Here is a 9,466-nt window from a genome sequence, read left to right as displayed (position 1 = left end):
TGGCTGTTTCGGATTGCGAACGCTCTCGCGCCAACGTTTCTCCCACCAATAGACGCGATTCAGGTCATATTCCCCGTTCGGCATTTTTTGAAAGAAGCGGACGGTTTCCGGGTAATCGTGAGCCAAAGCTTCAAAGATAGATTGCTTTGACAAATCAATCGCCGGTGGTTCTGGATATTGTTGGGGAAACCGGCTTCTCAGATTGGAGGTAAGTTGTTTCAGGATCTCGCTTTCATCGGGGATAGCCTGCTGTGCCCAACGGAAGACCTTCAGATACGTGGTTCGCTGCACCGACCAAATAAAAATTGAGAGTTCGGGTTGCGGAATTGCGGGATTTTGGGTTGTATCCGTTTTCTTAAGACTCTCAGGATTGGGAAATTGCAGTCTGATACCGTCAGGCGTGAGCATTTTCTCCCCTGCTCCTGGATCGTACTCTTGTTGTAACCAGGCGCGGACGGCGGCTATATCCGGGGTAGGAACTTCTAAGTAAAGTATTTCTCTCATATTGGCGATCTGCATTAGGGAACCTATTCCTGAGAAAGACAGAGTGAACCGGGGTCAAAGTGCGCTAAACTTCCGGATACGAATTGCTTAGAATCAATTAAAAAACTTTACACAATTCTCATTTTCTTAATGTACAGGGGTGCAACTGTTGGACGGGCGGGGAACCGCTCACGACGAAAGCCCTGAGCGATGAATCCTTTAAACCCGCCCATAGACTATGACCTACGCCATGAATTATCCCATCCCAGCCAGTCCTCAAGAAATTGTCGCCTTACGGCAAAAGCCCGTTGATGAAGAATTAGTGGCAGCAGCGATCGCTGGAGTCGTTCAAATTGCCCGTCAAGAGGGGCAGTCTTTAGACGAATTAACCGCTCAAGTGCTAGAAGAAGATAGTCTGCTGGATCAGGCACAAAGACACTGGCTTAGCGACATCGTTGCCCAAGCTTGGGCTAGCCTCTAGCAAATTAGAACCGCCAGATCATGCGCGAAATTGCCAAGCGAGTTATCTCCGCGTTGCCGCAGTGGTGGCGATCGCACATATTGCCCTTGTTATTTACGATTCCAGCAGCGGGTCTATTCGTTGCTGCCCTAGGGCTGTGGGGATTTGCCCAAATTGCTGACGAAGTTTTAGACAAAGAAACCCAAGCCATTGATACGGCAATTCTAGTGGTTATCAGAAGCCTGCACGCGCCGCTGCTCGATCGGCTAATGCTGGGATTCACATTTGTGGGAGAACCCACGGTGTTGCTGGTCATTTGCTTGGGCTTCGGGATTTGGCTGTACCGAGACGGTCGGCGAGGGCAAGCCATAACACTTGCGATCGCTGGAGTGGGTGCGGTTGGCTTAAACTATTTACTCAAAGTGGTATTTGGTCGCGCCCGTCCGGCGCTTTGGGATCGGGTCATTGATGTGGGTCAATACAGCTTTCCTAGCGGTCATGCGATGATTTCAATGGTTGTTTACGGCGCACTTGGCTATTTACTGGTCAAGCAGTTGAGTAAATGGCATATAGCGATCGCCACCGGGACACTGCTATTGGTTACGGGTATTGGTCTGAGTCGGCTTTATCTCGGCGTCCATTGGCCTACGGATGTCGTCGCTGGATATGCAGCAGGGATTGTGTGGTTGATGACCTGTATCCTCAGCCTGGAAATTTGGCAAGAATATTACAAGCCAGCCCGTCAAAAAACGCCCGTCCCTAACGAAGAAGAATCCAATATCGCTAACCGCAGATAAGGGAAAACACAGCTCAATCAGGGTGTATAGGAATGAAATTAATGAGCAGTACAGTCTCTGATATCGCAGTAAAAACTATCAACGGTGAAGATAAGCAACTTTCCGAGTACGGCGGAAAGGTACTTTTAATCGTGAATGTCGCTTCCCAGTGCGGCTACACGCCTCAGTACAAAGGATTAGAGCAGTTAAACCAAAAGTACCAGGATCAGGGATTGCGCGTTCTAGGATTCCCCTGCAACGACTTTGGAGCGCAAGAACCCGGTAGCAATGAAGAGATTATGAATTTCTGCACGACCAACTACGGCATCAGCTTTGAGATGTTTGACAAAGTTCATGCCAAAGGTCAAGAACAGCATCCGCTGTATGCTCGGCTTACCAGTGCAGTACAGCCTACGGGAAATGTTTCTTGGAACTTTGAGAAGTTCTTAGTCAGTAAGCAAGGTGAAGTCGTGGATCGATTTAATAGCAGTGTGAAGCCAGATTCACCAGAATTGATTGCAGCGATTGAGCGGGAATTAGCCCAGTAAGTCAAGGAATTTATGTCTGTCCAGAATTTGTCAAACTTAACCGTTCAAGAAGCACATAAAATCCTCAAAGTTTTCGACTGCTTAAGGATAGATTCCAGTGAAGATGCACCGGATAAAGATTCAATTCGCCAAGCGCTACTTTTGGTAAGTGAGCTTTCTGATAACCAAATACTAGGGGTTTGTGCCGATACAACAGAGCAAGGGATTAAAGCTTTAAAAACCTATGCAATGGCTTTAGGTTATGAAGTCAATAAAGATTTAGCACCGATTGATGGCTCTGTTTATATTAAATTTAACCCCAAGACTAACTTGTGTTATCTCAATCCGTACATAGGAGAACATCGTGGAGTTTTGGTGTCCTGCCAGTCTGCGAATGAAGACGGAATTAACGAGATGTACGGTCATTTACCTTTAGATTTATTTACATCGAAATTTTCATGAACGTTGCAATCATCGGCTGTGGTTATGTGGGTAAGACAATTGCCCAATATTGGCGTCAGGAGTTAGGATTTACTGTCACCGCAACCACAACTTCTCCCGAACGAATTTCAGAATTAGAAGCAGTTGGCCAACGAGTCGTCCTTACAAAAGGTGATGATTTGGCAGGTCTACAATCGGTGCTGGAAAATCAGGATACTGTATTGCTGAGTATTGGAGCAAAAAATGCCGATGTTTACGAAGAAACTTATTTAAAAACTGCCCATAGCTTAGTCTCAGCCTTGAAACAAACTCCTTCGGTGCGACAGCTAATTTACACCGGAAGTTATGCGGTCTACGGGGATAAAAATGGGGAATGGGTGGATGAAGAATCACCCGTTACACCTGCTAACCAAAATGGTCGAATTCTCTGTGATACTGAGCAAATATTGCTCTCAGCTTCCACTGAAAAGTTAGGCGTTTGTATCCTTCGTCTAGGGGGAATTCATGGGCCAGGTCGTGAATTATCCAAAATATTCAGTCGAGTTGTTGGTACAACTCGCCCAGGAAATGGCGAAGACCCAACAAATTGGATTCACCTAAATGACATTGTTGCTGCTATCGAGTTTGCCCGCAAGCACAAATTCCAAGGGATTTATAATTTAGTAGATGATGCACATTTGACTTATCGAGAACTTCTTGACCGCGTGTGCAAGCAACATAATCTACCCAATGTTTCTTGGGATGCATCCCAGAAAAGTGTTCGACCTTATAATGCGCGAGTGTCAACTCAGAAGCTAAAAGCAGCCGGGTTTCAATTGAGTCATCCGGAAACGATATAGCAATCTTATTGGAGTTATGAGAGGCCATCGATTTAGATTCCCGACTTCTTAGAGAAGTCGGGAATCTCGGCTTCACTGTATGCAAATTTCCAACTTTCCCGTTTAAAGTAGGCTAGGGGATTTAAGCTTGTACAATTTGCCCTTTGATTCCTAAACTTCTTTGAAAAGGAGAACAAGAAAAAGGTAATTGTTAAATTTTAAATATTATGAAATACGCACAATAAACCCTGAACGATGAGTTTTGTATGCTTACCGAATCTTCTCGAATGCAGGCGGTGCAGTCGCCAATTATTCCCGTTGTTGGGGAATTGATTCGTAGCTGTCCGGGAACGATTTCCTTGGGACAAGGCGTTGCTTATTATAGTCCGCCGCCAGAAGCGATCGCGCAACTGTCCCATTTCCTGGCAGATCCAGAGAATCACAAGTACAAACCCGTGCAAGGTATCTCGCCGTTGCTGGAGGCGATCGCTCAAAAATTAAAATTTGAGAACGCGATTGACATGAATGCTGAGAACTGCATTGTAGTCACGGCTGGCAGTAACATGGCGTTCGTGAATGTGGTGTTAGCGATCGCGAATCCCGGCGACGAAATTATTCTCCAAACGCCTTATTACTTCAACCAAGAGATGGCAATTACGATGGCGGGTTGTCGTCCGATTCTGGTCGCAACGGATGAGAATTATCAACTACGTCCGGAGGCGGTTCGGCAAGCAATTACCGAAAAAACGCGGGCAGTTGTCACAATTTCACCTAATAATCCCACAGGAGCCGTGTATTCGGAAGCTGCATTACGCGAAGTGAATCAAATTTGTCGCGATCGCGGCATCTATCACATCAGCGATGAAGCTTATGAATATTTTACTTACAACGGCGTGCAGCATTTTTCCCCAGCAGCGATTCCAGACAGCCACCCCCATACAATTTCCCTCTTCTCGCTGTCTAAAGCTTACGGTTTCGCGTCCTGGCGCATCGGCTATATGGTCATCCCAGAACCCCTACTCATCGCTGTCAAGAAGATTCAGGATACGATTTTGATTTGTCCGCCGGTTATTTCCCAGTATGCCGCATTCGGAGCATTGCAAGCGGGAGTAGACTACTGCAAGGAAAAGCTAGAAGCGATCGCCTCTGTGCGAGAAATTGTCCTCAACGAATGCGATCGCATCCAACATTTATGCACCATTCCCCCAGCAGATGGAGCTTTTTATTTTCTGCTGAGAGTCCATACAAAATTACCTGCAATGGACTTGGTAGAAAGACTGATCCGCGAACATGGTGTCGCGGTTATTCCAGGTACAACCTTTGGCATGGAAGACGGGTGTTATCTGCGCGTTGCCTATGGTGCCCTGCAAAAAGAAACCGCAGCCGAGGGGATTGGGCGATTCGTGAGGGGTTTGTCAGCGATTTTAAGCGCATAATCGTCAAGGGGGCATTTAGCGAAGAATTACACCTTTTTGCCATGAATTGCAAGGAATATTGACGGAAAGCATGAATAGTCAAGAAAAATCCTCTTTAATTGTCGGCTGCTGGCAACTCGACGATCGCAGTTGGAAACGAATTCCAGAAACCGATATTGCCCGTGCTTTGGATATTTACTTAGCGCTGGGTACTACTCATTTTGATACCGCAGACATCTACGGACGCAGCGAAAGTGTTCTCGGTCGCTTGCTCAAAGGAAGCGACTGCACCATTTTGACCAAAGCCGTCTTTTTCGACAATATTCCGAATCCAACACAAATTCGCAGCAAAATTGAGAATTCTCTCCGCAATTTGCAGCGCGATACTCTCGATTGCGTACAAATCCACTGGCACAATCCAGAATTAGATTTTGCCTCTACTTTTAGGGTGTTCGCAGAACTTTTAGAACAAGGTAAGATTCGCAAACTTGGCGTTACTAATTTCAATACGCCAATGTTAGAAAAAGCTTTGCAATACGCCACAATTAGCACTCATCAAGTGCAATACAGTTTAATTGACCGACGCGTAGAAAACTCAATGCAAAGTCTATGCCTCCAGCATAATATTGCTTTGTTGTCCTACGGTTCTCTAGCAGGCGGCTTCTTGTCGGATAAGTTCCGGGGCATCTCGTCACCCCCCAGCGAAGGCTCTCATGCCCGTGGCTTCTACTACAACAGTATGATCCGCGCCCACGGCGGCTGGCAACCTGTCTTAGAGATGCTAGACACGTTGGCACAGGTGGCAAAAAAATATGAGAAAACAATTTCTCAAGTAGCTTTAAACTGGGTTAAGCAGCAGCCGGGTGTTGCGGCTGTCATCTCAGGCTTTACTCAAGATCGTCAGCAGATCCAAAAAAACATAGAAGCGTTGAGTTTTCAACTAGATAAGGACGATCTGCAATTGCTTTCCGCTCGTTCATCTACCCTATTCAAGCAGCCTGGAGATATTTATTCTTACGAGCGATAGATGAGCTGAGCTTTGCCAGGAGGCACTGTTAAGTTAACTCAAAATTTAGCTCATCAACCCAAAAAATGAGCAAAGTGTATCCCATTTTTCTAAAAACAAGCCTACAAACTGAAACCTGCTTTCATCAGGCTTCGTTTGTATATCCGCGATTTTAGCCATCAGGAGTTTTTACTCTGATTGGGATGCTCCTAACCCTAATTGCTTTCTGGATAATTATGCAACCCTTGTCTTCAACTCAAAATCTACAAATTTCTGCAACTGAAACTGTAACTCCTACGCAGTTTTACACTTGGAAAAATTATCGCTGCGCCTACGAAGTTCATACCGCAATTAATCCAAATACAAATGAGGGGACTCCCCTCCTATTAATTCATCCCATTGGTGTAGGATTATCCCGAAAGTTTTGGCAGCGATTCTGTCGAGAATGGTATGAAGCGGGTCGCCGGAATCCAATTTATAATCCAGACTTACTGGGATGTGGTGAGAGCGATATGCCTCATGTGGCTTATAGTCCTCTTGATTGGGCACAGCAATTGCAACATTTTTTGCAGACTGTAGTCAAAAAACCTGTGATTGTAGTGGTACAAGGGGCTTTGCTGCCGGTAGCAATTGAGTTAGTTCGTCTAGAAACGAATTCTAATTTTATTCGAGGCTTGGTGCTGGCTGGCCCTCCCGCTTTGACATTGCTTGCTAAACCTAGAGCAAATTGGCGGCAAAAACTTACCTGGAATCTGTTAGACTCTCCTTTTGGGAGTGCCTTTTATCGCTATGCGCGGCGCGAACAGTTCCTACGTTCTTTCTCAACTAAACAACTCTTTGAAAAGGCTGATTCAGTCGATCGGGAGTGGCTGCAAACTTTGGAGAAAGGTGCGACAGATCCAAAGACTCGCCATGCTGTTTTTTCCTTCCTAGCAGGGTTTTGGCGGCAAGATTATCGAGACGCGATCGCATCTATCTCTCAACCCACTCTAGTAGTCGTCGGCGACACGGCATCCAGCATTAGTCAAGCTGGCAAAGGTGAAACTCCCGATGAACGCTTGGCTGACTATCAGAAGTCTTTACCCAACGCTGAGGGTATCAAAATGTTAGGTCGTAATGTTCTACCCTATGAGTCAACGGTTGAATTTGTCAATGTAGTTACCAATTTTGTCGCTAAACATTCTTAATTAATTACGTCAGAGGATGCTATCTAATGTCCGATGCAATAACGTCTGAAATAAGCGATCGCATTTGCGCTCACATGAACGACGATCATGCTGATGCTGTCGTTCTTTACGCCCAAACTTATGGCAATTCTCCCGATGCTGCAAAGGCAGAAATGGTTTCAGTAGATCCAGAAGGCATGAATCTCATGGCACAAGTCAAAGGTTCGGATGTGCCGATACGCATTCACTTCGATCATATTCTCAAAGATGCCGAAGATGCTCACCATACGCTCATTGCAATGGTGAAACAAGCGCGTTCTCATTCAAAATAGTACCAAAAAGAACGTTGAGTAAGGTGGACAATGCCCACCTTACTTCTATGCTCGTAAAATTTAAACTTGTTGATTAATCTGTGACTTATCTAGTCCCTCTTTTATCCAGGTAATGCACTCTTGTTCAGTTCCAAATATTTTTGGCGCGGCAACATTATTTAAGTTATCAGATTTATAATGATCGTAAAAATATTTACTTGCTAATTGATAAACAATAATCAAATTATCTTGATAAATGTATCTATTTTTAAAATAATCGTTTTGGCTAAAAACATCTGAATTCTCCTCTAGATGTTCTTTGGCAGCCTCAATAATCGTCTCAATGCAACTTGAATAAATACCAGCCGGATTTTCCAATTTATGAAATTTACCTTTATGCCCTAATTCAGAAAGTAAAGTATAGGAATAAATATTTTGACCATCCGCCATTCCAAAAACAAATGGGATGATCAGATATCCTTTATAAGAGACTGAATTTTCGTAGAGTAACCGGCTCATTTTTATCCTCCGTACTGGCTATTTCACTCTTCATTTCTTCAAAACAATGTATTCTTTTTTAAAAAAATTTTATTTTTCGGCTTTTTCATATACGTCACGCGATCGCACTCAATAATCTTCCCTGTAAATACTTTTGTAGCGGCAAGCTCAACCAAATTGCCACCTAAAAACATGGCAACAAAACCATCTGTATCTTTAGTTAAAACTGACTGATTGCTAAGTCCGAAATATTGCAAGCATTCGCACAAAAATTATTCAGATTTAGCAGTATCTGGCTGAAAGTAAAGAGCCGATTTATATAACACTTGTTCTTGGTGGGTTTCTAAAGTGCAATTCGACAGCGGATAAGCCACACAGGTAACTGTGTATCCAGCCTCTAGTTCTTTTGGACGTAGAAACTTTTGTTCGCTTTGGTCTACTTCACCACTCACCAACTTGGCGATACAAGCCGAACATTCCCCTTGCTTACACCCAGAAGGTAATCGAATGCCCGCATCTTCAGCCATATCTAGAATATACTGATCGTCTGGCACGGAGATGGTACGGTCAAGCGCGATCGCTGGATTTACCAGCCGGACTTGATAAACTGCCATTAAAACGACTCCTTTAAAACTCGTATCCTCTGTCAAGCCAATAGTGCCAGTCTGCGATTGCTTCCAAGGTTTCGCTATCAGCATCAATCGGTTCTATTTCTGATAAACGAGCCGAGAACGTATCTTCACCTGTAGCATCTTTGTAAAGCACTTCCACAAACATATCGTGCAAGCATTCATCTTCTGATGACATTTCCACTACCTCAACTTCTTTGCCTTCAGTTGAGGATGATTTGCCTCCCTTTCTCACCCACTTAGCTTTAAAGGGGAAGTTGAGATTATCGTTAAGGTAGTAGTACCATCCCATCGCCTGTTCTTCTTCGTCATAGGCATCGACGATTATTTCCATGGCAATGCGATTCTCTCGGATTTCGTCTTCCTCAACGTTAGGCATAAGACATTAGCTCCGGATAATTAAACTTTGAATATAATAAATCTTTCGAGCGATCGCGTCCTCAATTCTCCTCAACAATTGTCGTCACGATGCTCTATTTGCTGCCTTACCCAAGCGCGAAAAGACCGAATCATGGGGATTTCCCTAATTCTTAGACTTTCTTCCAGAAACCCTGGAATTTCTGTTGTTAAGGGTAGATTTGCAAAAGTAGGAGAGACAGTGCAAGGAACATACACTCCGTCTCGCAATTGATAAATTTGCATCACAGGTTCGTCAGAACGCCAAACTTCCGGAACACCCAAAGCGAGATAAATTGAAAGTCGGTCAATAGAAGCGCTGGTATAGTCCACCTCCACTGCTAAGTCAGGAGGTGGGTCAATCGTTAAATCAATATCCCTTTTCTGTCTGATCAGCGGTTCATTTTGAATATAAAAGCAAGAATCTGGTTCAACACCCCGCTGAAGGTCTGGACGCTTACAAGTGAGAGATCCAGCGCTTCTGAGATTGAGGTTCAGTTCCTCAGCTAAAGCGAAAACCAAGTGTTCTAGCAGCCTATT

14 protein-coding genes and 1 pseudogene are annotated in these 9,466 nt (G+C 44.5%); 9 read left to right on the top strand and 6 right to left on the bottom strand.

Annotated features, from left to right (window positions below; all coding sequences use genetic code 11):
- Window positions 1-504: pseudogene (locus H6F50_RS16520) on the bottom strand (flavin-dependent dehydrogenase); the annotation flags it as partial.
- Between the two features lie 229 nt (window positions 505-733).
- On the opposite strand from H6F50_RS16520, the gene H6F50_RS16515 reads away from it, so the two are divergent.
- From H6F50_RS16515 to H6F50_RS16475, 9 genes are all read left to right on the top strand, one after another.
- Window positions 734-964, top strand: coding sequence for a hypothetical protein (locus H6F50_RS16515; RefSeq protein ID WP_190429539.1), 231 nt, complete (start codon window positions 734-736; stop codon window positions 962-964).
- A gap of 20 nt (window positions 965-984) precedes the next feature.
- A complete protein-coding gene (locus tag H6F50_RS16510) occupies window positions 985-1,740 on the top strand; it encodes a phosphatase PAP2 family protein (protein ID WP_190429537.1) in 756 nt (251 codons plus the stop codon).
- A gap of 41 nt (window positions 1,741-1,781) precedes the next feature.
- A complete protein-coding gene (locus tag H6F50_RS16505) occupies window positions 1,782-2,267 on the top strand; it encodes a glutathione peroxidase (RefSeq protein ID WP_190429538.1) in 486 nt (161 codons plus the stop codon).
- A 12-nt stretch (window positions 2,268-2,279) separates the two neighbouring features.
- Window positions 2,280-2,708, top strand: coding sequence for a DUF1824 family protein (locus tag H6F50_RS16500; RefSeq protein WP_190429536.1), 429 nt, complete (start codon window positions 2,280-2,282; stop codon window positions 2,706-2,708).
- Entirely contained in the window at window positions 2,705-3,526 is an 822-nt protein-coding gene (locus H6F50_RS16495; protein WP_190429535.1) for an SDR family oxidoreductase, read from the top strand. Before H6F50_RS16500 ends, H6F50_RS16495 begins: the two co-directional genes overlap by 4 nt.
- A gap of 245 nt (window positions 3,527-3,771) precedes the next feature.
- Entirely contained in the window at window positions 3,772-4,941 is a 1,170-nt protein-coding gene (locus H6F50_RS16490; RefSeq protein WP_190429534.1) for a pyridoxal phosphate-dependent aminotransferase, read from the top strand.
- A 70-nt stretch (window positions 4,942-5,011) separates the two neighbouring features.
- A complete protein-coding gene (locus tag H6F50_RS16485; protein ID WP_190429533.1) occupies window positions 5,012-5,947 on the top strand; it encodes an aldo/keto reductase in 936 nt (311 codons plus the stop codon).
- Between the two features lie 215 nt (window positions 5,948-6,162).
- The gene (locus H6F50_RS16480; RefSeq protein WP_190429532.1) at window positions 6,163-7,113 is read left to right on the top strand and encodes an alpha/beta hydrolase; all 951 of its coding nucleotides are present in this window, start codon (window positions 6,163-6,165) and stop codon (window positions 7,111-7,113) included.
- Between the two features lie 26 nt (window positions 7,114-7,139).
- Entirely contained in the window at window positions 7,140-7,424 is a 285-nt protein-coding gene (locus tag H6F50_RS16475; RefSeq protein WP_190410617.1) for a DUF2470 domain-containing protein, read from the top strand.
- 60 nt (window positions 7,425-7,484) lie between these two features.
- Here the strand turns inward: H6F50_RS16475 and H6F50_RS16470 are convergent, their stop codons facing one another.
- From H6F50_RS16470 to H6F50_RS16450, 5 genes are all read right to left on the bottom strand, one after another.
- Entirely contained in the window at window positions 7,485-7,922 is a 438-nt protein-coding gene (locus H6F50_RS16470) for a hypothetical protein (RefSeq protein ID WP_190429531.1), read from the bottom strand.
- Window positions 7,923-7,960: 38 nt separating this feature from the next.
- On the bottom strand, window positions 7,961-8,158 hold the full coding sequence (locus tag H6F50_RS16465) for a hypothetical protein (RefSeq protein WP_190429530.1): 198 nt from the start codon (window positions 8,156-8,158) through the stop codon (window positions 7,961-7,963).
- A gap of 15 nt (window positions 8,159-8,173) precedes the next feature.
- Window positions 8,174-8,515, bottom strand: coding sequence for a 2Fe-2S iron-sulfur cluster-binding protein (locus H6F50_RS16460; RefSeq protein WP_190429529.1), 342 nt, complete (start codon window positions 8,513-8,515; stop codon window positions 8,174-8,176).
- Window positions 8,516-8,528: 13 nt separating this feature from the next.
- Entirely contained in the window at window positions 8,529-8,909 is a 381-nt protein-coding gene (locus tag H6F50_RS16455; RefSeq protein WP_190429528.1) for a calcium-binding protein, read from the bottom strand.
- A 71-nt stretch (window positions 8,910-8,980) separates the two neighbouring features.
- A partial coding sequence (locus tag H6F50_RS16450; RefSeq protein ID WP_190429527.1) for a Uma2 family endonuclease occupies window positions 8,981-9,466 on the bottom strand: 486 nt, incomplete at its 5' end.

This window comes from Coleofasciculus sp. FACHB-712, assembly GCF_014695635.1.
In the GTDB taxonomy this organism is placed as follows: domain Bacteria; phylum Cyanobacteriota; class Cyanobacteriia; order Cyanobacteriales; family FACHB-T130; genus FACHB-T130.
The sequence above is the reverse complement of the archived record's forward strand: the minus strand, read 5'-3'. Positions and strand labels throughout refer to the sequence as shown.

Bases quoted from the DNA above. Each gene is read 5' to 3' on its own strand.
- H6F50_RS16515 (WP_190429539.1), top strand. From the start codon at position 734: ATGAATTATCCCATCCCAGCCAGTCCTCAAGAAATTGTCGCCTTACGG.
- H6F50_RS16510 (WP_190429537.1), top strand. From the start codon at position 985: ATGCGCGAAATTGCCAAGCGAGTTATCTCCGCGTTGCCGCAGTGGTGG.
- H6F50_RS16505 (WP_190429538.1), top strand. From the start codon at position 1,782: ATGAGCAGTACAGTCTCTGATATCGCAGTAAAAACTATCAACGGTGAA.
- H6F50_RS16500 (WP_190429536.1), top strand. From the start codon at position 2,280: ATGTCTGTCCAGAATTTGTCAAACTTAACCGTTCAAGAAGCACATAAA.
- H6F50_RS16495 (WP_190429535.1), top strand. From the start codon at position 2,705: ATGAACGTTGCAATCATCGGCTGTGGTTATGTGGGTAAGACAATTGCC.
- H6F50_RS16490 (WP_190429534.1), top strand. From the start codon at position 3,772: ATGCTTACCGAATCTTCTCGAATGCAGGCGGTGCAGTCGCCAATTATT.
- H6F50_RS16485 (WP_190429533.1), top strand. From the start codon at position 5,012: ATGAATAGTCAAGAAAAATCCTCTTTAATTGTCGGCTGCTGGCAACTC.
- H6F50_RS16480 (WP_190429532.1), top strand. From the start codon at position 6,163: ATGCAACCCTTGTCTTCAACTCAAAATCTACAAATTTCTGCAACTGAA.
- H6F50_RS16475 (WP_190410617.1), top strand. From the start codon at position 7,140: ATGTCCGATGCAATAACGTCTGAAATAAGCGATCGCATTTGCGCTCAC.
- H6F50_RS16470 (WP_190429531.1), bottom strand. From the start codon at position 7,922: ATGAGCCGGTTACTCTACGAAAATTCAGTCTCTTATAAAGGATATCTG.
- H6F50_RS16460 (WP_190429529.1), bottom strand. From the start codon at position 8,515: ATGGCAGTTTATCAAGTCCGGCTGGTAAATCCAGCGATCGCGCTTGAC.
- H6F50_RS16455 (WP_190429528.1), bottom strand. From the start codon at position 8,909: ATGCCTAACGTTGAGGAAGACGAAATCCGAGAGAATCGCATTGCCATG.